The organism is Amycolatopsis sp. NBC_01480, assembly GCF_036227205.1.
Classification (GTDB): Bacteria; Actinomycetota; Actinomycetes; order Mycobacteriales; family Pseudonocardiaceae; genus Amycolatopsis.
On the sequence record NZ_CP109442.1, the window covers coordinates 9,066,871 to 9,092,428 of the forward strand.

28 protein-coding genes are annotated in these 25,558 nt (G+C 70.4%); 23 read left to right on the plus strand and 5 right to left on the minus strand.

From position 1 onward, the window contains the following. Positions 1 to 110: 110 nt before the first annotated feature. The gene (locus OG371_RS42170) at positions 111 to 530 is read left to right on the plus strand and encodes an STAS domain-containing protein (RefSeq protein WP_329062517.1); all 420 of its coding nucleotides are present in this window, start codon (positions 111 to 113) and stop codon (positions 528 to 530) included. Between the two features lie 196 nt (positions 531 to 726). Here the strand turns inward: OG371_RS42170 and OG371_RS42175 are convergent, their stop codons facing one another. Next, positions 727 to 1,275, minus strand: a complete 549-nt coding sequence (locus OG371_RS42175; RefSeq protein WP_329062519.1) for a bifunctional nuclease family protein — start codon at positions 1,273 to 1,275, stop codon at positions 727 to 729. A gap of 175 nt (positions 1,276 to 1,450) precedes the next feature. Between OG371_RS42175 and OG371_RS42180 the strand changes: the two genes are divergently transcribed. The 5 genes from OG371_RS42180 to OG371_RS42200 all read left to right on the plus strand — a co-directional run bounded on the left by OG371_RS42180 (position 1,451) and on the right by OG371_RS42200 (position 4,738). Next, on the plus strand, positions 1,451 to 1,903 hold the full coding sequence (locus tag OG371_RS42180; protein WP_329062521.1) for an ATP-binding protein: 453 nt from the start codon (positions 1,451 to 1,453) through the stop codon (positions 1,901 to 1,903). Continuing rightward, on the plus strand, positions 1,900 to 2,688 hold the full coding sequence (locus OG371_RS42185) for a SigB/SigF/SigG family RNA polymerase sigma factor (RefSeq protein WP_329062522.1): 789 nt from the start codon (positions 1,900 to 1,902) through the stop codon (positions 2,686 to 2,688). The genes OG371_RS42180 and OG371_RS42185 overlap by 4 nt, the downstream gene beginning before the upstream one ends. Next, positions 2,685 to 2,852: a hypothetical protein gene (locus OG371_RS42190; protein ID WP_329062524.1), complete on the plus strand. Its 168-nt coding sequence runs from the start codon at positions 2,685 to 2,687 to the stop codon at positions 2,850 to 2,852. The genes OG371_RS42185 and OG371_RS42190 overlap by 4 nt, the downstream gene beginning before the upstream one ends. Positions 2,853 to 2,944: 92 nt before the next feature. Beyond that, complete coding sequence (locus tag OG371_RS42195; protein WP_329062526.1) at positions 2,945 to 3,358, plus strand: VOC family protein; 414 nt, start codon at positions 2,945 to 2,947, stop codon at positions 3,356 to 3,358. Positions 3,359 to 3,439: 81 nt separating this feature from the next. Further along, positions 3,440 to 4,738: an NAD(P)/FAD-dependent oxidoreductase gene (locus OG371_RS42200; RefSeq protein WP_329062528.1), complete on the plus strand. Its 1,299-nt coding sequence runs from the start codon at positions 3,440 to 3,442 to the stop codon at positions 4,736 to 4,738. 45 nt (positions 4,739 to 4,783) lie between these two features. Here OG371_RS42200 and OG371_RS42205 read toward each other — a convergent pair whose 3' ends face one another. Continuing rightward, positions 4,784 to 5,290, minus strand: coding sequence for a L,D-transpeptidase (locus tag OG371_RS42205; protein WP_329062530.1), 507 nt, complete (start codon positions 5,288 to 5,290; stop codon positions 4,784 to 4,786). Between the two features lie 145 nt (positions 5,291 to 5,435). On the opposite strand from OG371_RS42205, the gene OG371_RS42210 reads away from it, so the two are divergent. Then, positions 5,436 to 6,476: an LLM class flavin-dependent oxidoreductase gene (locus tag OG371_RS42210; RefSeq protein WP_329062532.1), complete on the plus strand. Its 1,041-nt coding sequence runs from the start codon at positions 5,436 to 5,438 to the stop codon at positions 6,474 to 6,476. A gap of 26 nt (positions 6,477 to 6,502) precedes the next feature. On the opposite strand, the gene OG371_RS42215 is transcribed toward OG371_RS42210, so the two are convergent. Together OG371_RS42215 and OG371_RS42220 are read right to left on the minus strand one after the other, a co-directional pair. Further along, a complete protein-coding gene (locus OG371_RS42215) occupies positions 6,503 to 7,069 on the minus strand; it encodes an enoyl-CoA hydratase-related protein (protein ID WP_329062534.1) in 567 nt (188 codons plus the stop codon). 31 nt (positions 7,070 to 7,100) lie between these two features. Next, a complete protein-coding gene (locus tag OG371_RS42220; RefSeq protein ID WP_329062536.1) occupies positions 7,101 to 8,876 on the minus strand; it encodes a sigma-54-dependent Fis family transcriptional regulator in 1,776 nt (591 codons plus the stop codon). 280 nt (positions 8,877 to 9,156) lie between these two features. Between OG371_RS42220 and OG371_RS42225 the strand changes: the two genes are divergently transcribed. From OG371_RS42225 to OG371_RS42275, 11 genes are all read left to right on the plus strand, one after another. Further along, on the plus strand, positions 9,157 to 10,794 hold the full coding sequence (locus tag OG371_RS42225) for a methane monooxygenase (RefSeq protein WP_091622665.1): 1,638 nt from the start codon (positions 9,157 to 9,159) through the stop codon (positions 10,792 to 10,794). Positions 10,795 to 10,889: 95 nt separating this feature from the next. Further along, positions 10,890 to 11,939 carry an FAD-binding oxidoreductase gene (locus OG371_RS42230; protein WP_329062539.1) on the plus strand — a complete coding sequence of 350 codons (1,050 nt, stop codon included), beginning with the start codon at positions 10,890 to 10,892 and terminating at the stop codon, positions 11,937 to 11,939. A gap of 55 nt (positions 11,940 to 11,994) precedes the next feature. Next, positions 11,995 to 13,098 carry an aromatic/alkene monooxygenase hydroxylase subunit beta gene (locus tag OG371_RS42235; protein ID WP_329062541.1) on the plus strand — a complete coding sequence of 368 codons (1,104 nt, stop codon included), beginning with the start codon at positions 11,995 to 11,997 and terminating at the stop codon, positions 13,096 to 13,098. Next, on the plus strand, positions 13,095 to 13,445 hold the full coding sequence (mimD, locus tag OG371_RS42240) for a propane 2-monooxygenase effector subunit MimD (RefSeq protein WP_329062543.1): 351 nt from the start codon (positions 13,095 to 13,097) through the stop codon (positions 13,443 to 13,445). Before OG371_RS42235 ends, mimD begins: the two co-directional genes overlap by 4 nt. Positions 13,446 to 13,531: 86 nt before the next feature. Continuing rightward, positions 13,532 to 14,578: an amidohydrolase family protein gene (locus tag OG371_RS42245; protein WP_329062545.1), complete on the plus strand. Its 1,047-nt coding sequence runs from the start codon at positions 13,532 to 13,534 to the stop codon at positions 14,576 to 14,578. Then, the gene (locus OG371_RS42250) at positions 14,575 to 15,369 is read left to right on the plus strand and encodes an iron-sulfur cluster assembly protein (protein WP_329062547.1); all 795 of its coding nucleotides are present in this window, start codon (positions 14,575 to 14,577) and stop codon (positions 15,367 to 15,369) included. The genes OG371_RS42245 and OG371_RS42250 overlap by 4 nt, the downstream gene beginning before the upstream one ends. Further along, positions 15,366 to 16,391: an NAD(P)-dependent alcohol dehydrogenase gene (locus OG371_RS42255; protein ID WP_329062549.1), complete on the plus strand. Its 1,026-nt coding sequence runs from the start codon at positions 15,366 to 15,368 to the stop codon at positions 16,389 to 16,391. Before OG371_RS42250 ends, OG371_RS42255 begins: the two co-directional genes overlap by 4 nt. A 49-nt stretch (positions 16,392 to 16,440) precedes the next feature. Further along, positions 16,441 to 18,090, plus strand: a complete 1,650-nt coding sequence (gene groL, locus OG371_RS42260) for a chaperonin GroEL (protein ID WP_329062551.1) — start codon at positions 16,441 to 16,443, stop codon at positions 18,088 to 18,090. Between the two features lie 593 nt (positions 18,091 to 18,683). Beyond that, positions 18,684 to 19,007 carry a putative quinol monooxygenase gene (locus tag OG371_RS42265; RefSeq protein WP_329062552.1) on the plus strand — a complete coding sequence of 108 codons (324 nt, stop codon included), beginning with the start codon at positions 18,684 to 18,686 and terminating at the stop codon, positions 19,005 to 19,007. A 195-nt stretch (positions 19,008 to 19,202) separates the two neighbouring features. Next, positions 19,203 to 20,591 carry an IS1380 family transposase gene (locus tag OG371_RS42270; protein WP_329062161.1) on the plus strand — a complete coding sequence of 463 codons (1,389 nt, stop codon included), beginning with the start codon at positions 19,203 to 19,205 and terminating at the stop codon, positions 20,589 to 20,591. Positions 20,592 to 21,290: 699 nt separating this feature from the next. Further along, the gene (locus OG371_RS42275; RefSeq protein WP_329062554.1) at positions 21,291 to 21,440 is read left to right on the plus strand and encodes a hypothetical protein; all 150 of its coding nucleotides are present in this window, start codon (positions 21,291 to 21,293) and stop codon (positions 21,438 to 21,440) included. 97 nt (positions 21,441 to 21,537) lie between these two features. On the opposite strand, the gene OG371_RS42280 is transcribed toward OG371_RS42275, so the two are convergent. Continuing rightward, on the minus strand, positions 21,538 to 22,485 hold the full coding sequence (locus tag OG371_RS42280; protein ID WP_329062556.1) for a LysR family transcriptional regulator: 948 nt from the start codon (positions 22,483 to 22,485) through the stop codon (positions 21,538 to 21,540). 101 nt (positions 22,486 to 22,586) lie between these two features. Here OG371_RS42280 and OG371_RS42285 point away from each other — a divergent pair, with 101 nt between their 5' ends. The 5 genes from OG371_RS42285 to OG371_RS42305 are packed head-to-tail and all read left to right on the plus strand — an operon-like array spanning position 22,587 to position 25,480. Next, positions 22,587 to 22,835 (plus strand): hypothetical protein, encoded by a 249-nt coding sequence (locus OG371_RS42285; RefSeq protein WP_329062558.1) that lies wholly within the window; start codon positions 22,587 to 22,589, stop codon positions 22,833 to 22,835. Between the two features lie 9 nt (positions 22,836 to 22,844). Next, positions 22,845 to 23,720 carry an AAA family ATPase gene (locus tag OG371_RS42290; RefSeq protein WP_329062561.1) on the plus strand — a complete coding sequence of 292 codons (876 nt, stop codon included), beginning with the start codon at positions 22,845 to 22,847 and terminating at the stop codon, positions 23,718 to 23,720. Next, positions 23,713 to 24,828 (plus strand): vWA domain-containing protein, encoded by a 1,116-nt coding sequence (locus OG371_RS42295; RefSeq protein WP_329062563.1) that lies wholly within the window; start codon positions 23,713 to 23,715, stop codon positions 24,826 to 24,828. The genes OG371_RS42290 and OG371_RS42295 overlap by 8 nt, the downstream gene beginning before the upstream one ends. Beyond that, positions 24,825 to 25,094: a hypothetical protein gene (locus OG371_RS42300; RefSeq protein ID WP_329062565.1), complete on the plus strand. Its 270-nt coding sequence runs from the start codon at positions 24,825 to 24,827 to the stop codon at positions 25,092 to 25,094. The genes OG371_RS42295 and OG371_RS42300 overlap by 4 nt, the downstream gene beginning before the upstream one ends. Then, a complete protein-coding gene (locus tag OG371_RS42305) occupies positions 25,091 to 25,480 on the plus strand; it encodes a hypothetical protein (RefSeq protein WP_329062566.1) in 390 nt (129 codons plus the stop codon). Before OG371_RS42300 ends, OG371_RS42305 begins: the two co-directional genes overlap by 4 nt. The last annotated feature ends 78 nt before the right edge of the window (positions 25,481 to 25,558 follow it).

A 25,558-nucleotide genomic window follows, 5' to 3' on the forward strand; every position in this document is an offset into this window, starting at 1 on the left:
CAGCCGCCGTTGTTTTCTTCCGCATGCCTGCAGTACCGGCGCCGTTCGCCCGGGCCTTCGAGTCCCGGCCGGTGACCGCCCGGCGTGTGGCCGACGAGAGGCAGGCCGCCATGAGCGACGTACGCCATACCGACAGCAGGAGCAGACCGATTCCCGACGCCGTCGGGGAACTCCGGCTGCACGTCCGCCGCCCCGCCCCGGGCACCGCCGTGATCGAGGTGGCCGGCGAGCTGGACCTCAACACGGCCCCGCGCCTGGCCGAGGTCGTGGAGCCACGGATCCGCAGCATGGTCGGGGTAGTGATCATCGACCTCGGCCGGACCACGTTCCTGGCGGTCAGCGGCCTGCGGACGCTGCACCGCCTGCACACGCTGGCCCGCGAGCACGATGTCGACTTCTACCTCGACCCCGCCGAATCGCGCCTGGTGCGCCGGGTGCTGGAGCTGCTGCCGCTGGGCTGCGAACGCCCCGGCATCACCGAAAGCCTCGACGGGACGCGCCTTCCGGCGCCCCGGGGCATCCCGACCTGACCGGCAGTCGCCGTCTGTCCACTTCGGACGGACGGCGGCGCGGGGCGCACGGGTCCGGGTATGAGGATGGCCCTCGGCCGGAGCCAGGTCGAGGGCCATCGTTTCTGGACCGGTGCGTGACGGCCGCCTCATCAGAGACCGCCGTTACGCCCAGCCACCTTGGTCAACACGCCGGGTGGTGAGCGGTATTCCCGGCTCAGCCCGTGCCGGGGTCGCGGAAGTCGTCGGGGCTGACCTCGTCGAGCAGGTCGCGGAACTGGCGGATCTGGTCCTCGCTGGTCTCCGGGGGGCCGTCGAGGGGATCGCCCGGCAAGCCGCCGAGCACGTCCGCCGCCTCGTCCGCGTTGGCCACGGTGACGTCGACCGCGGCCTCCTCCAGCACCGCCTCGGCCACCTCGATCGGGGCGTTCGCGCGCAGGCCGACGGCGATCGCGTCGCTCGGGCGCGCCGAGACCCGCACGCCGTCGTCCAGCACCAGGTCGGCGTGGAAGATGCTGTCGCGCAGCTCGGTCACCTCGATCTGCACGACGCGCTGTCCCAGCGCCGCGATCACCTCGAGGATCAGCTCGACCGTGCCCGGCCGGGGCGAAGCGGTCCGTTCCTGCGCCGCGGCCAGCTCCTGGGCCTCGGGCGCGCCGATCGTGATGGCCAGCCAGCGGCGCAGGCCGGCCTCCTCCCGCAGCAGCACGACCGGCGCCACCTCCTGCGCGACGACGGCCAAGCCCTGCACCCGCACCTGCACCATGTGGTTCACCCGCTTCCGATGAGGTCTCCCGGGGTGGACTACCCAGTGGCCACCGCTCGTATCCCCCAGCTTATTCACTCACCGGGACGCCCCGCCCGGCTCGGCCGCTCGGTGCCGCCCGAAGGAAAGCGCGGGCCGAAGTGTCAGGCCCCCGGCGAGTGGGTAAACGGGTCGCATGGACAACGAGGGAGCAGGCAGTGCCCGAGGCGGGCTGCCCGCGGTGGATCGGCTGCTCGACGAGCTGATCGAGCTGCGGGTGCCCGCCGACGCCGCCCAGATACCCCTGGTGCGAATGCTCGTCCAGGCGGTGGTCGTGCGCGCGGACTACGGCCTGGACGCGATCGCGGACGCGAAGATGGCGGTCGACGAGGCCTGCGCGCAGCTGGTGGAGCTGGCCGACCTCGGCGCGACGATGACCTGCCGGTTCCGCGTGGCGCCCGAGGGCATCCACCTCACCGTGGAGACGCAGTCGCGGCACAGCCGGCCGCCGAGCGACCGCTCCTTCGGCTGGCACGTGCTGACCACCCTGGCGCACTCGGTGCGGGCGCGCAGCGTCCCGGTCCCCGGCGAGGACCTGAACACCCTTTCCATCGACCTCGACCTGGGCGCGGGGACGGCGAACGGGTGACCGGGAACCAGCCGGCCACCCGGCGCCGGGACGAGTACGCCCACACCGCGCCGCTGTTCGAGCAGCTGGCGGAGCTGGCCGGGGACGACCCCCGCAGGACCGCGCTGCGGGAGCGGCTCGTGACCGAGTTCCTGCCCGTGGCCGAGCACATCGCCACCCGGTTCACCGGGCGCGGCGAGCCGCGCGAGGACCTGGTGCAGGTCGGCCGGATCGGGCTGATCCACGCGATCGACCGGTTCACGCCCGACCGCGGCCCGGACTTCCTGTCCTTCGCCGTGCCGACGATCATGGGCGAGATCCGCCGGCACTTCCGCGACACCGGCTGGTCGGTGCGCGTGCCGCGCCGGCTCAAGGAGCTGCACCTGGCGCTCAGCCACGGCTCCGGCGAGCTCTCGCAGACCCTCGGCCGCGCGCCGACGCCGACCGAGCTGGCCCAGCACCTGAACCTCGACCTCGCGGAAGTCCACGAAGGACTGATCGCGGGCAACGCGTACCAGACCCTCTCGGTCGACAAGCCGGTGCACGACGACGCCGAGCCCCTGTCGCTGGCCGACACTCTCGGCGAGGTGGACCCGGAGCTGGCGCAGATCGAGAATCACGAGGCGCTGCAACCACTTCTGCGCGAGCTGCCGAAGCGCGAGCGCGCCATCCTGGTGATGCGGTTCTTCGGCGGGCTGACCCAGACGCAGATCGCCGACCGCGTCGGCATCTCGCAGATGCACGTGTCCCGGCTGCTGTCGCAGACCCTCGAGCAGCTGCGCGGCAAGCTGACCGGAGAGCCGTGAGCCGCCGCACCAGCGAAGTGAACGACAACCCCAGTGGCACGGACGCGGTCCGCGCCACCCCGGTCCCGGTCTTCGCGGGGCTGCTCGCGCTGCTGGTCGCGGTCCGGCTGGTGACGCGGTGGAGGCGTTCGCACGCCCACCGGCAGCGACCCTCCGGCGGGTGAAAAGCCCGTTCCCCCGGTGGGGGCGAGATCGTTGTCGGCAGCCGCGCTGATCTGCGAGGATGCGATTCCGTCCACGACTTCAGGAGCGACCGGTGGCCACTAGACTGAACCCGTACATCAGCTTCCGCGACCAAGCCCGCCCCGCCCTCGAGTTCTACCGCGACGCGCTCGGCGGCGAACTCACGCTGACCACGTTCGGCGAGTCCGGGATGCCCGACTCCCCTGATGCCAAACTGATCATGCACGGCCAGCTCGAGACCCCCGCCGGCTTCACGCTGATGGTGGCCGACACGCCGGCGGGCATGGATTACAACCCCGGCATGAACATCTCGGTCAGCCTCAGCGGCGACAGCGGTGACGAGCTGCGCGGCTACTGGGACAAGATCTCCGAGGGCGGCACGGTGACCGTGGCGCTGGAGAAGCAGATGTGGGGCGACGAGTTCGGCATGTGCGTCGACCGGTTCGGCATCTCCTGGATGGTCAACATCGGGCAGCCGCAGGCCTGAGCGCCGCCCCGGGGACGGTTTTCCGGCCGCGGTCCCCGGGTATCCGTGCGGGGAAAGCAGGCCGAACCGTCAGGAGGAACGATGCGGGTCGTGATCGTCGGCGGCGGATTCGCCGGCTACCACGCGGCGAAGGCGCTGCTGAAGACCGCCGGCGGCCAGGGCGTCGAGGTCGTGGTCGTGAACCCGACCGACTACTTCCTCTACCTGCCGCTGCTGCCGGAGGTCTCGTCCGGGATCCTCGACCCGCGGGCGATCACCGTGTCGATCCCGGACACCCTGCCCGGGGTGCGGCTCGCGCTCGGCAAGGCGACCGCGGTCGACCTCGACGGGCACACCGTCAGCTACACCGATCCCGAGGACCGCGAGCACCGGCTGTCCTACGATCGGCTGATCCTCGCCGCCGGCAGCGTGAACAAGCTGCTGCCGATCCCCGGGGTCGCCGAGTACGCGCACGGGTTCCGAGGGGTACCCGAGGCGCTGTACTTGCGCGACCACGTCACGCGCCAGATCGAGCTGGCGGCGGCCGCCGAGGACCCGGCGGAGCGGGACGCGCGGTGCACGTTCGTGGTCGTCGGCGCGGGGTACACCGGCACGGAGGTCGCCGCGCAGGGCCCGGACTTCACCGCCGCGCTCGCCGCCCGGCGCCCCGGGCTGGAGGGACAGCGCATCCGCTGGCTGCTGCTGGACATCGCGGACAAGGTGCTGCCCGAGCTGAACCCGAAGCTCGGCCGGACCGCCGACCAGGTGCTGCGGGCCCGCGGTGTCGAAGTCCTCATGGGCACCTCCGTCGGCCACGCCGGGCCGGACGGCGTCCAGCTCACGAACGGCGAAACGGTGGCCACGCGCACGCTGGTGTGGTGCGTCGGGGTGCGGCCGGATCCGTTCGTCTCCCAGCTCGGCCTGGACACGGCGAAGGGCCGGATCGTCGTCACCGCTCAGCTGAACGTGCCGGGCCGCGAGGACGTGTTCGCCTGCGGCGACGCCGCCGCGGTGCCGGACCTGACGCAGCCCGGCACGTACACGGCGATGACCGCCCAGCACGCCGAACGGCAGGGCCGGCTGGCCGGGCGCAACGTCGCCGCTTCGCTCGGGCACGGCCGCGCGCGCACGTACCGCCACCACGACCTCGGCTTCGTCGTCGACCTCGGCGCGGGCCGGGCCGCGGCGAACCCGCTGCACATCCCGCTTTCCGGCCGGGTCGCGAAGATCGTCACCCGCGGGTACCACCTGTTCGCCATGCCGGGCAACCGGCTGCGCACCGCCACCGGCTGGGCACTGGCCACGGTGAGCCGCCGCCCGACCGTCCAATTGGGACTCGTGCGCGGAGCGGCCGTACCGCTGGACACGGACTCCCCGGAGCTGCCTAGCCTCGGTCGCTGATCACCTGGGCCGCACCGAAACCGTTGCCGGGCAAGGAAACCCGACTCAGTGTGTTACTTCGATCTCGGCGCCGACCGGCAAGCCGTCGAAGAACACCGCCGAATCGGTGTCGGTCAGGTGGATGCAGCCGTGTGAGGGCCGGTCCAGCGGGCCGGCGTGGAAGGCGATGCCGCCGGCGGCGAAGAACACCGAGTTGGGCATCGGGTCGCCGTACTCGCTGCTGGTGTGGACCTTGTCCTTCCACGCGACGCGGAAGGTGCCGGCCGGCGTCGGCTGGGTGGCGTCGCCCGGCTCCATCGGCACCGGGCCGTACACGACCGCGCCGTCCTTCAGCAGCCACGCCAGCCGCAGCGACAGGCTCGCGCAAGCCCCCGTTTTCACCGAACACGGCGGCGACGGCGGTGGCGGCAGGGTGGTCGAACTGGGAGTCACGCTCGGCGCCGCGGGCCGGCTCGACGCCTGGACCGGTGGCGGCTCGGTCGCCGCCTGGGCCGAGCAACCCGTCACGGCCACGGCCGTCAGCAGCCCCGCCGCGTAGCTCCTCACCCGCATCGAAACCCGCCTCCTCGTCCTGTCCCACGGTGATCGACGAGCCAGGACTCCGGAAGGTTGAGTCCGTGACCACGAACACTCCCGCGGAAGATGTTGACACATCAGCAACCGTGCTATTTTCGGTGTCAGGACCTGGGAGGCAGACATGGAACTCGGCATCTACAGCTTCGGCGACCGCCCGCCGGACCCGCTGACCGGCGAGCAGGTGCCGGTCGCGCAGCGGCTGGCGGAGACCGTCGAGCGGATCAAGCTCGCGGACGAGCTCGGCCTCGGCTTCTACGGCCTCGGCGAGCACCACCTGGAGAATTACGCCATCTCGAACCCGGCCACGGTGCTGGCCGCGGCGGCGAGCGTCACCGAGCACATCACGCTGTCGAGCGCCGTCACGGTGCTCTCGACCGAGGACCCGGTGCGCGTCTACCAGCAGTTCACCACGCTCGACCAGCTGAGCAAGGGCCGCGCCGAGCTGCTGGCCGGCCGCGGCTCGTTCACCGAGTCGTTCCCCCTGTTCGGCGCCGACCTCGGCGATTACGACGCGCTGTACGAGGAGAAGCTGGCGCTGCTCCTGCGCATCGACCGCGAGGACCCGATCACCTGGTCCGGCCGGTTCCGGCCGCCGCTGGAGAACGCGCACGTCTACCCCCGGCCGTACGGCCGCCGCCTGCGCATCTCAGTCGGCACCGGCGGCAACCCGGAGTCCTCGATCCGCGCCGGCCTGCTGGGCCTGCCGGTGGTGTACGCGATCATCGGCGGCCAGCCCGAGCGCTTCGCCCCGCTCGTGGACCTCTACCGCCGCGCGGGCGAGGCCGGCGAGCACGCCCCCGAAGACCTCAACGTGACCATGAGCGCCATCGGCCTGATCGCCGAGAACTCCCAGGACGCCAAGGAAAGCTTCTACCCGTACTGGCTGGAAACGATGAAGTACGGCGCCCAGGCCCGAGGCTGGGCGATCCCGTCGAGGGCCGAGTACGACTCGTACACCCACAACGCGCAATCGCTGTTCACCGGCAGCCCCGCGGAAATCGCGGAACGGCTCATCACCGTCGGCAAACTGACCGGCGCCGACCGGTACGCCATGCAGATGGACTGGTCCGGCGTCCCGCACGCGAAGATCATGAAGGCCATCGAGCTGCTGGGCACCGAGGTGCTTCCGGCGGTGCGCAAGGAGTTTCCGGCACAGCCCTGAAAGACTCGTGAGTGTTCATGCCGGTTCTAACCGTCGTGAACGCTCACGAGCTTTTCACCGGCAGACCCGGCCAGCAGCGCCGCCCGTTCCACGGCCACCCGCACCACCTCACCCGGCGCGCAGCAGACGTTCACCAGTCCCGCAGCCCGTGCCGAATCCGCCCCGAAGATCCGCTCCCCCACCGAAACCGCCCGCCAAGCCGCGCCCGCGTGCCGACGCAGGACTGCTTCGACGTCCGGAGTCAGCGCCGCCGCTCCGGCCAGGCCGAGCTGTCCTTCCGACGACATCACCCGGGCATCGGCGGCCGCGGCCAGCGCGTAGCCCGCACCCAGCGCGTCCCCGCCGATGGCTGCCACCACCGGCATCGGATGGCGGGACACCGCGAGCACGGCGCGCTCCAGCAGCTCCGGGTCGCCGCCGGCCCAGCCGCGGGAGAACACGTCCTCCCAGCCGGTCAGCACCACCGCGTACGCGTCACCCACATACCGCAGCGCGGCGGCCACCCGGTCCAAAGTGGACGGATCGAGCGCGCCGCACCGGTTCTCGTGCATCCGGATCACGGCCACCCCGTGAGCGTGCTCCAGGTCGATCATGCCCCGCCCCTCCGGACACCCGTCACGGGATTCACGACGGGATGTCGATGCCGTAATCGCGGATCTTGCGGTAGATCGTCGCCCGGGACATGCCGAGCGCGTGCGCGGCGCGGGACTTGTTGCCGTCGGTGTCGAGCAGCGCGCGCACGATCGCGTCCCGTTCCAGCGACTCCAGCGGGTTCAGCACGCGCTTGACCACGGTCCGGCACTCCGGCGGCAGGTCCTCCGGCTCGACCACGCCGGCGCGGCGCGTGTGCACCACGGTCCGCAGCACCCGGCGCAGCTGGGCGACGTTGCCCGGCCATTCGTTGCGCAGCAGCAGTTGCAGCGCGCCCGGCGAGCAGTGCAGCAGCGGGCCCTTGCCCAGCTGCGCCAGCAGGAACGGCACCAGCGCGCGCACGTCCTCGATGTGGTGCCGCAGCGGCGGCACCAAAACCGACGTCGGGAAGTGACGCATCAGGTCGGCGTCCAAGCCGTCCTGGCGGCCCTCCGAAACCGTGGCGACACCCCACACCCGCGCGTCGAGCCGGGCCTCGTCGAGCACCTCGGCCAGCGCCCGCTGTTGCTTGGCGGGCAACGCGTCCAGGTGCCGGAAGACGACCGAGCCGAGCCCCTTCCCGAGCGCCTCGCGCACCCGCGTCTCCCACTCGCCGCCGCCGGCCAGCTCGACGACCTCGCACGGCGCGCCGGCCGTCGCGGCCGAGTGCGCGGCCCGGGACAGCGCGAGCTTGCCGCTGCCGGCCTCGCCTTCGACGACGGTCCACTTCCGGTCCCGCGCGAAGCGGCCGATCGAGTGACAAGCACGCGCCCACAACGCACCGGTCCCGACGATCCCGGGCAGCACCGGCAGCCGGGCGTCGGCGCGCGCGGCGACCACCTCCGGCTCCTGCAGCAGCCGGGCCCGCACCACGCCGCCGGCCGGGCCGACGTCGCTGGAGACCGGGGTGTACGAGAGCCGCGCGCGGGCGCCGCTGGGCAGGTCCATCGACAGCGACCGGTCGGACTGCGTGTCGAGCGCTTCCACCGCCCGCGCGAGCAGCGCGGCCTGGTCCTCGGGCACGAGCAGCTGGCGCGCGTGGTCGTTCAGCATCACCAGGTCGTTGTTGACCGCGAGCACGATGCCCTGCCCGCGCCGGCAGGCCCGCAGGTACGCCGAGAACAGGCTCAGCTCGCGGAGGCCGACCTGGTTCGTCATCTCCGTCTCGATGTCGTGCGCGGTCGCCTTCGCCAGCGCCAGCAGCAACGGCCCGGCGTCCTTGCGCCAGCAGGTCAGGTCGAGCAGGCCCAGCACCTGCCCGGAGATCGGGTGCCGGATCGGCACGCCGGCGCAGGCGAGCGTGTCCAGGTTCTCCGCGTAGTGCTCGTGGCCGAACACCGCGGTCGCCTGCCGCCCTTCGAGTGCCGTGCCGATCCCGTTCGTACCAACGAACTCCTCGGCGTAGCTGAAACCGCGGGCCAGCTGCACCCCATCGAGGTACCGCTCGAGCGCCCGGTCCTCGGTCCGGCGGTCGAGCACCAGCGCCTGGTCGTCGGTCAGCACGACGCTGACCGCGAGGTCGCTGAGCTTGTCCTGCAGCCCGTCCAGCACCGCGCCCGCGCTCTGCAGCAGCGGCGTCTCCAGATCAGGGTCCTCGACGAAGGGCGTGACCACGTGGTCCGCGGCCACCTGGTGGGTCCGCGAACGCGACCACGAAGCCAGGATCGTCTTGCGGACCGATCCGGAATCGAATTCCTCGGTGCACAGGAACTGTTCCCTGGCCGTCGCCAGCCGGTCCGGCGACGCGAGGGAGCCGGTGGACTCGGTCAATGCCTCACCTCCCGGCGCTGGGGCGTCGCGGCGCCCCGGCCGGCGCACGACGTCGTGTCCTGGCCACCATAACCGCGGTGCCGGAAGCCGCCTGTCTCAAATTGAGACCGCCATCACATGCTACTCGCGATGTAGTCCTCTCATCCGGACGGCGACGTGCGAGCTGCATCCGGTGCCCGGCGGCGCACACCGCTGTCACGGGGACCGGATCACCACCGCGAGCGGCGCGAACCAAGCCGAGCCAGGAACTGCCGACGACCGATCCCAACGGAGGTACGGCGTGAGTCGACAAAGTCTGAGCAAGGCCCACAAGAAGATCACGGAACTGTCGTGGGAACCGACCTTCGCGACCCCCGCGAAGCGCTTCGGCACCGACTACAAGTTCGACAAGGCACCCAAGAAGGACCCGCTGAAGCAGATCCTCCGCTCGTACTTCCCGATGGAGGAGGAAAAGGACAACCGCGTGTTCGGCGCCATGGACGGCGCCATCCGCGGCAACATGTTCCGCCAGGTCCAGGAGCGGTGGATGGAATGGCAGAAGCTGTTCCTGTCGATCATCCCGTTCCCGGAGATCTCCGCGGCCCGCGCGATGCCGATGGCCATCGACGCGGTGCCCAACCCCGAGGTGCACAACGGCCTCGCGGTGCAGATGATCGACGAGGTCCGGCACTCGACGATCCAGATGAACCTCAAGCGCCTCTACATGAACCACTACATCGACCCGGCCGGGTTCGACATCACGGAGAAGGCGTTCTCCAACAACTACGCGGGCACGATCGGGCGGCAATTCGGCGAGGGGTTCATCACCGGTGACGCGATCACCGCGGCCAACATCTACCTGACGGTGGTCGCCGAAACCGCGTTCACCAACACGCTGTTCGTCGCGATGCCCTCGGAGGCGGCCGCCAACGGCGACTACCTGCTGCCGACGGTGTTCCACTCGGTGCAGTCCGACGAGTCGCGCCACATCAGCAACGGCTACTCCATCCTGCTGATGGCGCTGGCCGACGAGGACAACCGGCAGCTGCTGGAGCGGGACCTGCGCTACGCCTGGTGGAACAACCACTGCGTGGTGGACGCCGCGATCGGCACCTTCATCGAGTACGGCACGAAGGACCGCCGCAAGGACCGCGACAGCTACGCGGAGATGTGGCGCCGGTGGATCTACGACGACTACTACCGCAGCTACCTGATCCCGCTGGAGAAGTACGGCCTGAAGATCCCGCACGACCTGGTCGAGCAGGCCTGGGACCGGATCATCAACGGGTTCTACGTGCACCGCGTGGCCCAGTTCTTCGCCACCGGCTGGCCGGTGAACTACTGGCGCATCGACCCGATGACCGACACCGACTTCGAGTGGTTCGAGTCGAAGTACCCGGGCTGGTACAACCAGTTCGGCAAGTGGTGGGAGGCCTACAGCCGGCTGCGCTACCCGGGCAAGAACAAGCCGATCGCCTTCGAGGACGTCGGCTACGAGTACCCGCACCGCTGCTGGACCTGCATGGTGCCCGCGCTGATCCGCGAGGACATGGTGGTGGAGAAGGTCGACGGCCAGTGGCGCACCTACTGCTCGGAGACCTGTGCCTGGACCGACACCACCGCGTTCCGCGGCGAGTACGAGGGCCGCGAGACGCCGAACATGGGCCGGCTCACGGGCAAGCGCGAGTGGGAGACGCTGTACGACGGGATGGACCTCGCCGACATCATCTCCGACCTGGGCTACGTCCGCGACGACGGGAAGACCCTGATCCCGCAGCCGCACCTGAACCTCGACGACGCGAAGAAGCTCTGGACGCTCGACGACGTCCGCGGCATTCCCTTCGGCAGCCCCAACATCGCGCTGAACAAGATGTCGGACGCCGAGCGCGAGGCGCATGTCGCCGCCTACCGGGCGAACCCGAACGTCACGGTGGCCTGAGAAAGAAGACCGCTCCCCCGACCGGTTCCCGCCGGGGTGCCCGGGTTCGAATCCCGGGCGCCCCGGTGGTTGCCCCCATCCCAGGAAGGCCGTCCATGGGCGAGAAGCACAAGATCCGGTTCGAACCCGTCGGCATCGACATCGAGGCCGACGAGGACGAGACGATCCTCAACGCGGCCTTCCGGCAGGGCGTCATGCTCATGCACGGCTGCAAGGAGGGGCAGTGCTCGGCGTGCAAGTCCTTCCTGCTCGAAGGCGACCTGCAGATGGACCGGTACTCCACGTTCGCGCTGGCCGACTACGAGAGCGAGGAAGGCTACGTGCTGCTCTGCCGCGGGCACGCGTACTCCGACCTCGAAATCGAGCTGGTCAACTACGACGAGGACATGATCCGGTCCGGCCTGCCGGTCGTCACGGCGGGGACCACGGTGGAGTCGATCACCGGCCTCACGCACGACATCTCGCTCGTGCGGCTGAAGCTCGACCCCGAAGCCGGCCTGCGCTTCCACCCGGGGCAGTACGTCGACATCTCCATCCCCGGCACCGAGGAGCACCGGTCGTTCTCGATGGCCAACACCTCGGTCGTGGACGGGGTGCTCGAGTTCATCATCAAGCGCTACCCCGGCGGGAAGTTCTCCGGGCTGCTCGAGGGAACACTGTCCGCGGGCGACCCGCTTTCGGTGACCGGGCCGTACGGCACGTTCACCCTGCGGGTCAGCTCGGACCGGCGGCTGGTGTTCGTCGGCGGCGGGGCGGGCATGTCGCCCATCCTTTCGCTGCTGCAGCAGATGGCGGACAGCGGTAACGAGCGGGAGGCCGTGTACTACTACGGCGCCCGCACCGAGCGGGACCTGTTCCACCTCGAGCAGATGGCGGAACTCGCGCGGCAGCTGCCCAGCTTCACCTTCGTGCCCTGCCTTTCCGAGAGCGCGCCCGAGGGCTGGCCGGGCGAGGGCGAGGGCGAAACCGGGCTCGTCACCGAAGTGCTGGAACGCCGGGAGGCGAACCTCGCGGACTGCGACGTCTACCTGTGCGGCCCGCCGCCCATGGTCGACGCGGCGCTGCCCCTGCTGGAAAGCATGGGCGTGCCGGGCGAGCAGGTCTTCTACGACAAGTTCACGATCACCGCCGCCGCGGACGACTGACAGCAGGCGACGGCACCACCCGAAAGCAGGCCGACACACACAGAGAGGTGTGCTCATGGTCAGTACGGAAAAGGCCCCGCAGAGCTTCCCGAAGCCGGAATTCACCGGCGCCGAAGCCGGGCTGCTGGACTTCCCGAGCTCGACGAGCCGCAGCTACAACTACTTCAAGCCGCGCAAGCTCCGCGCGACGATGTACGAGGACGTCACGATGGACGTCCAGCCCGACCCGGAACGCCACCTCTCGCAGGGCTGGATCTACGGCTTCGCGGACGGCCCCGGCGGCTACCCCAAGGAGTGGACGGCGCTCAAGTCGTCCGACTGGCACCAGTTCCTCGACCCCAACGAGGAGTGGGAGCAGACGATCTACCGGAACAACTCGAACGTGGTCCGGCAGATCCAGCTCAACCTCGAGAACGCCAAGAACGCCGGCGCTTACCACAACTGGACGCCGACCTGGGCGCGCTTCATCGAGCGGCACCTCGGCGCGTGGATGCACGCCGAGCACGGCCTCGGCATGCACGTGTTCTGCTCGGAGCAGCGGTCCGCGCCGACGAACATGATCAACAACGCCATCGCCGTGAACACCGCGCACAAGCTGCGCTTCGCCCAGGACCTGGCGCTCTACAACCTGGACCTGAGCGAGTCCGACATCCCGTTCGACGGCGCGGTGCACCGGGCGGTCTGGCAGGAGGACCCGGCGTGGCAGGGCGTGCGCGAGACCGTCGAGCGGCTCACCGCGATCGGTGACTGGGCCGAATCGCTGTTCGCCGCCAACGTGGTGTTCGAGCAGCTGGTGGGCGTGCTGTTCCGCAGCCACCTGGTGATGCAGGTGGCCGCGCGCAACGGCGACTACGTGACCCCGACGCTGGTCGGCGCGGGCGAGCACGACTACGAGCGGGACCGCAGCTACACCCGCGTCCTGTTCGCCATGCTCACCAACGACGCGGCCCACTCCGCGCACAACAAGGAGGTGCTCACCTCCTGGCTGGAGAAGTGGGTGCCGGTGGCCACCGCCGCGGCCAAGACGCTGCAGCCGATCTGGTCGCAGCCGCACGAGAAGGTCGTCACCTTCGCCGACTCCTGGGACGCGTCGGTGACCGGCCTGCGCACGCTGCTGGACGAGCTGGCCCTCGACGAGCCGAAAGGACTGCTTTCATGACCGCGAGCAGGCAGTACACCGTTGACCGCACGGCTTCGAACATGTGTGGCGTGACGCTGATGAACAACCAGAATGGCTACGTGGTGGCCGATGTGATGCGCCACAAGGAAGGCGTCACGGTCGCGGAGTACCCGTCGATGATCCGCGTCGACGGGAAGAACAAGGTCGTCTTCAACTGGGACGAGATCTCCGACGCGATCGGCTTCGACTTCGGCCAGCCCGACTTCGAGGAGATCATGTCGACCCACTACGGGCGCATGGTCCACCTCGACGACGAGACGGTCCTGTTCGCCAATCCGGAGGACGCCGCCGAGTACATCGATTTCGATCTCGAACCGGTCGAGTAGCCCGCGCCCGACACCGGTTCCTTCGAGGGGGCCGGGGCGACGCGACTCGCCCCGGCCCCCCGCATCACCCCGAGAAAGGGATCCCCATGTATCGCAAGGACGGCGAAAGCTACTTCATCGTCGACAGCCACGTGCACTTCTGGGACGGCAGCCCGGCCAACCAGGCCAACCGGTACGGCAAGGGCTTCATCGAGTGCTTCTACGACTACCACCGCAACCTCAGCCCGTCGGAGTGGGTGTGGACGCTGGAGAAGTTCGGCAAGTACTCCGAGGAGACGCTGCTGAACGACCTGTTCACCGAGGGCTACGTGGACAAGGCCATCTTCCAGCCGACCTACCTGAGCGACTTCTACGTCAACGGCTTCAACACCACCGAGCAGGACGGCGCGGTCTCGGAGAACAACCCCGGCAAGTTCATCGTCAACGGTGCCTTCGACCCGCGTGACGGCGAGGCCGGCCTGGACAAGCTCGAGGCGCTCTCGGAGCGCTGGAACCTCAAGGGCGTCAAGCTCTACACGGCCGAGTGGAAGGGCGACTCCAAGGGCTGGAAGCTGTCCGACCCGTGGGCCTACCGCTACCTGGAGAAGTGCGAGCAGCTGGGGATCCGCAACGTCCACGTCCACAAGGGACCGACGATCTACCCGCTCAACCGCGACGCCTTCGACGTGGCCGACGTGGACGACGCGGCCAGCGCGTTCCCGGAGCTGAACTTCATCATCGAGCACGTCGGCCTGCCGCGGCTGGAGGACTTCTGCTGGATCGCCACGCAGGAGCCGAACGTCTACGGCGGCCTGGCCGTCGCGATGCCGTTCATCCACACCCGCCCGCGCTACTTCGCCCAGATCATCGGCGAGCTGCTGTACTGGCTGGACGAGAACCGGATCACCTTCGCCAGCGACTACGCGATCTGGCAGCCGAAGTGGCTGGTAGAGTCCTTTGTGGACTTCCAGATCCCGGAGGACATGCAGAGCGAGTACGGCACGCTCACCCCGGAGATCAAGAAGAAGATCCTCGGCCTGAACGCCGCCAAGCTGTACGACATCGAGGTGCCCGCGGAAGTCACCGCCGGGCTGGCGGGCGCCCCCGCGGACTCCGGTGAGGCGGTCGGCTCGGCTCCCAAGGTGCCGGCATGACCGCAGCGACGAGCGAGACACTGACCGCGCGGGTCTGGCGGGCGCTGGCCACCGTGGTGGACCCGGAGCTCGACGAGCCCATCACCGGCCTCGGCTTCGTCTCGGACGTCCAGGTGCGGCTGCACGACGACGGTGGCCACGCCGTCGCCGTGCGGCTGCGGCTGCCGACCTACTTACCGAAAAGGCCGGAAGCAAGCCGATCGGGAGCAGCGACCAGCCCGGAGAACTGCTTTCTTCCGGCCGGTTCGGTATCTACCAGCACAGTGTGCGCGCCCAACTTCGCCTACCTGATGGTGGCGGACGCGCACGACGCGGTGCTGGCGCTGCCCAGCGTCGGCACGGTGGAAGTCGTGCTGGAGGACCATTTCGCGGCCGAGTCCGGTTTCGGCGGCGCGTTCCCCGGGCAGGGCGGCGGCGAGCCGGCCGAGCTGCGCCTGACCTTCCGCCGCAAGGCGCACCTGGCCTGCCTGGAGCGCGCGGTGCGCCGGCTGGTCGGCGAGGGCTGGCAGATCGACGCGCTGTCCGCGGGCCGGCTGGGCGACGTCCCGGAGTCCCCGGAGCGCGAGAGCCTGCTGCGGCGCCGGGCCGAGCTGGGCCTGTCCACCGACCCCGGCTCGCCGCTGCTGGTTGAGGACGATGGCGAGGCGGTCGCGCCCGAGCGGGTGGCCGGCCGGCTGCGGTTCGCCAAGGCGGTGCGGGTCAGCATCGAGGGGAATTCGGGGCTGTGCCGCGGTTTGCTGCACACGCGTTACCCGGAGACCCGCACCGCGCGTGAGGAGGTGTCTTCGTGAAGGCGGTCCAGCTGCGCGGTTACGACCGCACGCCGGAGCTCACCGAGGTCCCGGACCCGCACGCGACCGGGCCGCTCGACGTCGTGGTGAAGATCGGCGGCGCCGGGGTGTGCCGTACCGACCTGCACATCATCGAGGGCCAGTGGGCGGAGAAGTCCGGCGTCACGCTGCCGTACACGCTCGGCCACGAGAACGCGGGCTGGGTGGCGGAGGTCGGCGAGGCGGTGACCTCGGTGGCCGTCGGCGACCCGGTGATCCTGCACCCGCTCGCCACCTGCGGGCTGTGCAAGGCCTGCCGGGCGGGCGACGACGTCCACTGTGTCCAGTCGCTGTTCCCCGGCATCGACAGTGACGGCGGGTACGCGGAATACTTGCGCACCAACGCGCGTGCCGTGGTCAAGCTGGATTCCTCGCTGGCTCCGGCGGACGTGGCGGCGCTCGCCGACGCGGGCCTCACGGCGTACCACGCGGCGCGCAAGGCGGCCGCGCAGCTGCGGCCCGGCGAGCGCGTGGTGTCGATCGGCGCGGGCGGGCTCGGGCACATCGGCATCCAGGTGCTCAAGGCGATCTCGCCGGCCGAGCTGATCGTGGTCGACCGGTCACCGGAGGCCCTGAAGCTCGCGGGAGAGCTGGGCGCGGACCACCTGGTGGTGGCCGACGGCTCGGAAGCCCAGGCGGTGCTGGAGCTCACCGGCGGCGAGGGCGCGGAGGCCGTCGTCGACTTCGTGGGCGAGGGCGGCGCGATCGAAGCCGGCGTGGCGATGCTGCGGCGCGCCGGGAGTTATTACGTGGTCGGCTACGGCGGGACGCTGGCGGTGCCGACGATCGACATCATCTCCACCGAAATCAACTTCGTGGGCAACCTCGTCGGTTCCTACAACGACCTCGCCGAGCTGATGGTGCTGGCCGCACGCGGGAAAGTCTCGCTGCACACCAGCACCTACGCCCTCACCGACTTCGGCCGGGCGCTCGACGATCTGGACAACGGGCTAGTGCGCGGCCGGGCCATTCTCGTGCCCTGACCGCGGAAGGTTCAACCGCGACCACAACCTCTCCACGGAAGGGACAGCCATGGCCAAGGACCTGCGGTTCAACGTCGAAGCGCGGCAGCTGCTCGAATCGGGCGTGAACGCGCTCGCCGACGCGGTGAAGGTCACGCTCGGCCCCAAGGGCCGCAACGCCGTGATCGAAAAGCTCACCGGGGCGCCGACCATCACCAACGACGGCGTCACCATCGCCAAGGAGATCCAGCTGCGCAACCCGTTCGCCAACATGGGCGCGCAGCTGGTGAAGGAGGTGGCGATGAAGACCAACGGGGTCGCGGGCGACGGCACCACCACCGCCACCGTGCTGGCGCAGGCGATCGTGCGGGAGGGCCTGCTCGCCGTCGACGACGGCGCGAACCCGCAGCTGCTCAAGGCGGGCATCCAGAAGGCCGTCGGCCGGGTGGTCGAGGTGCTGCAGGAGCGCGCCCGCGCGGTGACCGAAAGCGCCGACCTGGCGCACGTCGCCACCCTCTCGGCCAACAACGACCCGGAGATCGGCGACATCATCGCCGAGGCGATGGGGCGGGTCGGGCTCGGCGGCGTGGTGACGGTCGAGGAGTCGCACGCGTTCGGGCTGGAGGTCAACTTCGCGGACGGCGTGGAGTTCGACAACGGCTACATCTCGCCCTACATGGCCACCGACAAGGACCGGATGGAAACGGTCTTCGAGAACCCGTACATCCTGTTCACCAACGAGAAGATCTCGAAGGTGCAGACGTTGATGCCGGTGCTCGAGCAGGTGACCAGGACGCAGCAGCCGCTGGTGATCATCGCCGAGACGGTGGACGGGCCGGCGCTGGGCATGCTGGTGGCGAACAACGTGCACAACACCTTCCGCTCGGTCGTGGTGCGGGCGCCCGGCTTCGGCCACCGGCGCCTGGCGGAGCTGGCCGACCTGGCCGTGTACACCGGCGGCGAGGTGATCACCGGGGACGCCGGGCAGAGCGTCGACGCGGTGCGGCTGGACCAGCTGGGCCGCTGCCGCCGGATCACCATCACCGAGGGCTCGACCACGATGGTCGGCGGCGCGGGTGCCGACGCGGTGGTGTCGGGGCGGATCGAGCAGATCAAGCGGGAGCTGGAGCGCGCCGAGAACGAGCACGACCAGGACAACCTCCAGGCGCGGATCGCGCGTCTTTCCGGCAGCGTCGCGGTGATCCACGTCGGCGCAGCCACCGAGGTCGAGCTGCGCGAGAAGCAGCACCGCGTGGAGGACTCCCTGTCCGCCACCGGCGCGGCGATCGAAGAGGGCATCGTCGCCGGCGGCGGCACGGCGCTGGTCCAGGCCCGGTCCGAATTGGACAGTCTGGACCTCGGTGGGGACGCGGCAATCGGCCGCGACATCGTCCGCCGCGCCCTGGTCGAGCCCCTCCGCTGGATCGCCATCAACGCCGGCTACGACGGCGACGAGGTGCTGGAACAGGTCGGCAAGTCCGAACTCGGCCACGGCTTCAACGCCCTGACCGGCGAGTACTGCGACATGTTCGAGGCCGGCGTGATCGACCCCCTGAAGGTGACCCGCTCGGCGCTGCAGAGCGCGGCGTCCATCGCGGCCCTGCTGCTGACCACCGAGACCCTCGTGGTCGAGGAAATCCTGCAGAACCCGGGCGCCATCATGGCCCCCGGCTTCGGCGACCTGGCCGAAGGCATGGTGCGGCCGTCGAACATCTACTGAGCGGTCGTGGGACTGCTTGGTGGGGTTCGGGTTCGGCTGGTTCGGGTTCGGCCCGACGGGCGCCCGCCGGTTCCGGGCCCACCTGGTGCGGTCCGGCCGGTTCGAGTCCCGCCTCGTGCGGGCCAGCCGGTTTCGGGCCTCGCCGGGCGGTTCGGCCGGTTCGAGTCTCACCCGACGGGCGCCAACCGGTTCCGGTCCCGCGCCTTGCGGCCCACTGGATTGGGTCTCGCCCGGCGCGGCCCGGCCGGCTCGGATCCCGCCCGGCGAGGGCCAACCGTTCGGGTCCCGCATGACGCGGCCGACCAGTTCCGGTCCCGCCTCGTGCGGCCCGGTCGGTCCGGGCCTCGCCGGGCGCAGGCCAGCCGGTTCCGGCCCGTCTCGTGCGGCCCGGCCGGTTCGGGTCCTGCCTAGGGCGGGGCCGCCGAGCGTAGGCCTGCCCTAGAGGCGGGCCCACGCTCGGACATCGGACTCGGTACCCGACGCGGGACGCCCGCCGGGTGCCGGCCGGTCGTGGGCACGGGTGGTCGCGGCGCCCGGCCCACGCCCGGAATTCGTTTCGCCGGCTATCCACTGGGTTTCTTCGGAGGGCACCCATGATCTTCATCGTCGTCAAGTTCACGATCCGCCCCGAGCGGGGTGAAGACTGGCTCGGCCTGGTCGAGGACTTCACCCTCGCCACCCGCCGCGAGCCGGGCAACCTGTTCTTCGAGTGGTCCCGCAGTGTCGATGTGCCGAACCAGTTCGTCCTGGTCGAAGCCTTCGCCTCCCCCGAGGCCGGCTCCGCGCACGTCGGCTCGGCCCATTTCAAGACCGCGATGGGCTGGATGCCGGGCGTCATCGCCCGCACCCCGGAGATCGTCAGCGTCGACACCCCCGGCACCGGCTGGGGCCCGATGGGCGAACTGCGCATCGACTGAGCCCGCGCCCGTCCGGGCCGGACTCCGTTGTTCCGCCCCAATGTGGCGTTGGTTGCGTTGAGCCTGGATCCACCGATGATCTTGGTGGTGGGTCGTGTCGTGGATGCGCAGATGCCCTCTGACTTGGGATGATTGTTCTTGCGACGGAACAAGAGTCCACGAGTGGGAGGGCATCTGCTGATGCGATCGTCTCATATGGCTGGCGCGTTGTCGGTGCGCTGTGATGATCCGGATCTCGTGTCGCAGGCTGGTGTGGTTCCGGTGATGCGGCTGGCCGAGCACGCCGGGCTGGCGGATGTGGCCGACGAGCTGCTGACCCTGGGTGGCACGAAAGGGTCGAACGCGGGGGCGAAGATCGCCTCGATCGTGGCGGGCATGGTCGCCGGCGCGGACTCGATCGACGATCTGGATGTGCTGCGCCACGGCGGGTTACCGGCCCTGTTCGGCGGGATCCGGGCGCCGTCGACGCTGGGCACGTTCCTGCGGCATTTCACGATCGGGCACGTGGCGCAGCTGGAGAGAACGGCCGGGCAGGTCCTGGCCCGTCTCGGTGAGCTGGCCCCGGGTGTGCTGCCGGTGCCGGAGGCGGCCGGGCGGCCGGTGTTCCTCGATCTGGACTCCAAGATCAGCCAGGTGTTCGGGCGGAGCAAAGAAGGCGCGGCGTTCGGCTATACCAAGGTCCGCGGGCTGAACTTCCTCGCCGCCACCCTCTCCGGCGGCCGGGACCGGAGCGCGCCGGTGATCACCGGCACCCGGTTGCGCGGCGGCAACGCCGACACCCGCCGCGGCGCGGCGTCGTTCCTGCGGCAGAACCTGACCACCGCGGCCCACGCCCTGGGGACAGGACAGAAACTGTGGGTGCGCATGGATTCCGGGTTCTACGTCGGGAAAGTCATCAAGACCGTCACCGACGCCGGGCACTGGTTCAGCGTCACCGCGCCGCAACGCCAACCGATCCGCGCCGCGATCGCCGCGATCCCCGAGACCGCCTGGACAACCATCACCTACGACCAACCGGTCCACGACGGCGAGACCGGGACACGGATCCACACCGCCGAGATCGCCCTCACCCGCTACACCGCGTTCACGAATCCCACCACCCAGCGCGGACAACGGATCACCGCCGACCTGGTCGTGCGCCGCACCCCCGCCCACACCCCAGAAGAGGCGCCGGGACTGTTCACCGCCTGGCGCTACCAGGCCATCTTCACCAACTATCCCGCCGGCCCGGCGGCCATCGAGGCCCACCACCGCGCCCGCGCCGGGGCCATCGAGCAGGTCTTCGCCGACCTGTCCGACGCCGCCCTCGCCCACTTCCCCTCCGGCCGCTTCGCTGCCAACGCCGCCTGGCTCACCCTCTCCGCCCTCACCCACAACCTCCTGCGCGCCGCAGGCCACCTCGCCTCCACCTTCCACGCCAAAGCCAGAACCGGCACCATCCGCCGCCACCTCATCCACCTCGCCTCCCACATCACCCGCACCCCCTCCGGCCAGATCGTGCTGCACCTGCCCCGCAACTGGCCCTGGGCAGCCCCCTTCACCACCCTGTTCACCAGCACCCACCCACCACCACACCCAGCCTGAACCCCACCCGCCCCACCCCGAAAACAGGGCCTGACCGGAAACCACACGTGGACGCGCTGGACCAGCCAGCACGACCCAGCACGCCCACACCCCAACCCAAGATCACCAACCCACACCAAGATCACCAACAAACTCATCGGTGGATCCAGGTTGAGCGCACCCAATGTGGCGTTGGTTGCGTGGAATCAGGGCTGGGCGCGGAGCGCCTCCGTTGAGGGTGGTGGTGGGGCAGGGCTGGAGCACCGAACGCCACGTTGGGGCGCATTACGCGCTGCCACCCCGCGGTGGTGGTGGCGGTGGGAGCAGGCCGGGTGATCAGTGACTTTGCCCGAGCCCGTCCCGGCGCACCCCATCCCGGCACGGGATGACAACGATGCCATTTTTTTCACCCGGTTCCCTGGAATCCGACCGGCCGGGTCACCTCCGGCGCCGACGTGGCCGGATCGTTCAGTCCTAAGTGGTCACTGCGTCTCCCTGTCGTTGCAACGTCCGAGTGAAGGGCCTGGCGGGATTCGCGGACGTTGCTAGCGTTGAGGCCGTCGTGCCGCGGCGAAGATGCCGCAGCAGGACCGGATCTCCGCAGGACGGCCAGCAGGGCGACACGACGGACGGTGATCCATGACCGCATCAGTGAAGGACATCCCGGTAGTTTCCGGACCGGTGGTTTCCAGACCAAGAACCAGTGAAGGAGCACAACCGTTGTCCCGCAAGGAAGAACCGGGCCTGGTCCTGAGCGTCGCCCTGACGACGGCCCTCGGGGTCGCCTGGGCGGCCGAGGTGGGCGTCGGCGTCGGGGTGAGCCTCGGGAACATGGTGACCGGCAACACGCGCAAACCGGTGCCCCGGTAGGCAATTCACCCCTCCGGCCCCTCCGGCTCAGCCGCACAGCCGAGCCCCTCGTGAGTGTTCATGCCGGTTCTAACCGTCATGAGCACTCACGAGCCCTTCAGCTCCAGATCGTCACATAAACCGGCGGCCGGAACCGCGAAGGCGGCACCCCGCTCCCAGGAGCCCGCATCACATGCATCGCCGCCGGGGTGCTCAGGAAGTGCCGCAACGAGTTGGCCGCGCCGGTGCGGCGGTCGGTGGGCAAGGTGGTTACGAACCAGCACACCGACATCGGCGTGTGGCGGGTCGGGACGACGGTCAGTTCGTGGCGGCGCAGTTGGGGGGCGACCAGGTGTTCCAGCGCCACCGAAACGCCGCCGCCGCTTGCCGCTGCGGACCAGGCGGCGGTCTGGTTCGGGAAGACCTGGATGGCGTCGTCGGGGACGCCCAGTCGGCGCAGCAGGCGGCCGGTGTCGCTGCCCGCGTCGGCGCCCGCCGGGTCCAGCAGCCAGGGCCAGTGCGCCGGGCTGCCCTGGTGGCGGCAGTGCGGCGAGCCGACCACGACCAGCGACGCGCGGAAGATCGGCATGCTGTCGAGGTCCTGCCCCGAGTCGCCGGTAAGACTGGGTCCGAGCGCGACGTCCGCCAGGCGGTTCGCGACCAGCACCGGCAGCTCCGACGTGCGGGCCAGGCCGGCCGACGCGTCGATCGAGTTCCCCGATCTCCGGGTGAACGCCTCCAGCAGCGGATTGGCGACGAACTCGGCGATCTCGCTGGTCACCGCCAGTTGCAGGCGCGCGGCGACGCCGTTGGCCTGCCGGACGGCGGCGTCGGCCTCCGCGCCCAGCGCCACCATCTGCGACGCGATCGGGAGCAGCCGGCTGCCGCCCGCGGTGAGCGTCATCCCGCCGGAGCGCTTGATCAGCAGCTTGTCGCCGTGGTGCTGGCGCAGCGCGGCCAGCGCCTGGGACACCGCGGGCTCGCTCACGCCCAGCGCCTTGGCCGCGTCGGTGACCGAGCCGAGCCTGGCGACCAGGACGAACGCGTTGAGCTGGCCCAGTGTCATCCGTAGATACTTTCTGCTCCCACCGGAGACTGGACATTACTCCTTAAGCAAACGGTTAATCCAGCGATGACCGGGCCCCGCGGCGGGCCTACCGTCGCGCCATGGACGACGACGCACGGCAGGTCCTGCGCGAGCTCTGGAGCGCCCGGGGCCGGCGCAGCGAAGACCTCGAAGCGGCTTGCGGCCCCCAGCGGACCTGCAAGAACATGTCCGCGGTCGGCTTCGACGGGCTGGCCGAGGGCGGCGACCTGCGGGACGCCTGGAAGACGCAGCTCGCCAAGGAGGGCAAGCTCAAGCCCGGCACCGGCACCGTCCGCGACCTGGTGCTCGGCGCGGACGAGAAGGCGTAGCGCGCGGGGATGGACTACCCGGACACCGTCGCCGGCCTCACCGGCTCGCTGCGCGACGGCGGCTACCTCGCCGACCGCGGCCTCGCCACCGCGCTGCTCGTCGCGCTCTCGCTGCACCGCCCGATCCTGCTGGAGGGCGAGGTCGGCGTCGGCAAGACCGAGGTGGCGAAAACGATCGCGGCGGTGTTCGAACGACGGCTGATCCGGCTCCAGTGCTACGAGGGCATCGACACCGCGCAGGCGCTCTACGAATGGGATTACGCCCGTCAGCTGCTGCAGATCCGCGCGCTGCAGGACCGCGAGGCCGCCGCGGACGAGGTGGTGGAGCAGCTGTTCGGGCCCAAGTTCCTGCTCGAACGGCCGCTGCTGGCCGCCGTCCGCGCCGGCGACCGCGCGGTGCTGCTGGTCGACGAGATCGACCGCGCCGACGACGAGTTCGAGGCCTTCCTGCTGGAGCTGCTGTCGGACTTCCAGGTGACCGTGCCCGAGGTCGGCACCATCGTCGCGCCGAGCCCGCCGCTGGTGGTGCTCACCTCGAACCGCACGCGGGAGCTGCACGACGCGCTCAAGCGCCGCTGCCTCTACCACTGGCTCGGCTACCCGCCCGCCGAGCGCGAGGTGGAGATCGTGCTGGTGCGCGAGCCCGGGGTGTCCGCGGCGCTGGCGCGCAAGGTGGTCGCCGCCGTGCAGCGGCTGCGCGAGCTGGACCTGGCCAAGCCGCCCGGGGTGGCCGAGACCATCGACTGGGCCCGCATGCTCCGGTTCCTCGGCGAGGACGAGCTGGACGAGCGCTCCGCCGCCGACACCCTCGGCGCCGTGGTGAAGGACCGCGACGACCTCGACGTGGTGCGCGAGCACCTCGCGGAAGTCACCTCCGGTGCCTGAGCGGGCCGCGCTGGTGCGGGTGCTCGTCGGCTTCGCCCGCGAGCTGCGGGAAGCCGGGCTGCCCGTCGGCTCCGGTGACGCGCTCACGTACTGCCGCGCGATGACCGCACTCGACCCGGCCGACCTGCTCGACCTCTACTGGGCCGGGCACAGCGCGCTGCTCAAACGGCACGAAGACGGGCCGCGGTACGACGAGGTGTTCCGCCGCTACTTCCTGGACGCCGAAGGCCCCGTGGCCGAGTTGCTGCAGCTCACCGCCGAGGCAGCGGACGACGCGACCCTCGCGTTGCCGGAGCCCGAGCGCACCGGCGATGAGCGGGAGACCGACACGCTGCTCGGGCTGGCCGCGTCCGATGTGGACACGTTGAAGCACAAGGCTTTCGGCGCCTGCACCGACGAAGAGCTGGCGGCGATCCGACGGATGATGGCGCGGATCCGGCTGACCCCACCGCGCCGTCGCACCCGACGCACGCGCCCCGCCCGCTCCGGCCGGGCACCGGATCTCCGACGGACCGTCCGCGATTCCCTGCGCAGCTTCGGCGAGCCCGGCGAGCTGCGCTGGCGGCAGCGCCGGACGCGGCTGCGCCCGTTGATCCTCATCCTCGACATCTCCGGTTCGATGGCCGACTATTCGCGCAATCTGCTGCAGTTCGCCTACTCCGCGCGTCACGCCGCGGCGAAGGTCGAGGTGTTCTGCTTCGGCACGCGACTGAGCCGGATCACCGACCGGCTGCGGACGCGTGACGTCGACGAGGCGCTGGCGCGCGCGGCCGAGGCGGTCGTCGATTGGGAGGGCGGGACGCGGATCGGGGCGTCGCTGGACGAGTTCGTCCGCACCTGGGGACGGCGCGGGCTGTGCCGCGGCGGCGTGGTGGTGATCTGCTCCGACGGGCTGGACCGCGGTGACCCGGACGTGCTGGCGAACGCGATGGCCCGGCTCTCCCGGCTGAGCCACCGTCTCGTGTGGACGAACCCGCACCGCGGCGCCGGCACGCTCGGCCTGATGATCGCCGCGCCGCACGTGGACCTACTGGTGTCGGGGCACGACCTGCACAGTCTGGAAGAGCTGGCGGCACTGCTGCCGGGGCTCGGTCAGGAGCAGCGGTGACACGGTGGAGTGTGGGCCTCGAGGCGGACGGCGACCGCGTGTTCACCCGCGAGGAGATCGTGGAGCTGGCCGACGCGGTCGCGCCCGCGGGCGGCATCGCGAGCGGGATCGGCACCAGCCGTTACGGCGCGCGGCTGCTGGTCGAGGCGCCGGACCGGGAGCGGGCCGTCGCGCTGGCGACCGCGGAGTTCCGCCGCGCCGCCGCGGCCGCCGGGCTGCCGCCAGGCCCGGTCGGCCGGGTGGAGGCCGTCGGCGAGGACGAGTGATCCGCCTCGGCCCGGCCGCCGGCTACCCGTTCGACGGCCCCCGCCTCCTCGGCGGCTGGACCCCGCCGCCGGTCGCCGCGGTGTATGCCGTGCTGTACAAACCGGACCCCGAGACCCGGCCCGAGCGGTACGCCGTGATCTACGTCGATCAGGCCGAAGACCTTACGCGCGAGCACTTCCCGTTCCGCCACCCACGCGCCGCCTGCTGGATCGCCCGCGCCGGCTCGCGCTGGAAGGTGCACATCTGCACCTACCAGGTCCCGGGCGGCCTGCCCGCGCACCGCGAGCAGATCGTCCGCGAGCTGACGGCGGTCTACCGTCCGCGCTGCAATGCCGAGCAGTTCGAGCCCAGCTGGCACGAGAACTGGATCGGGCACAGCCGTTGATCCTCCTGGCCCAAGGACTCGTGAGTGTTGAAGACGGTTAGAACCGGCGCAAACACTCACGAGTCCTTCCACCCGGGC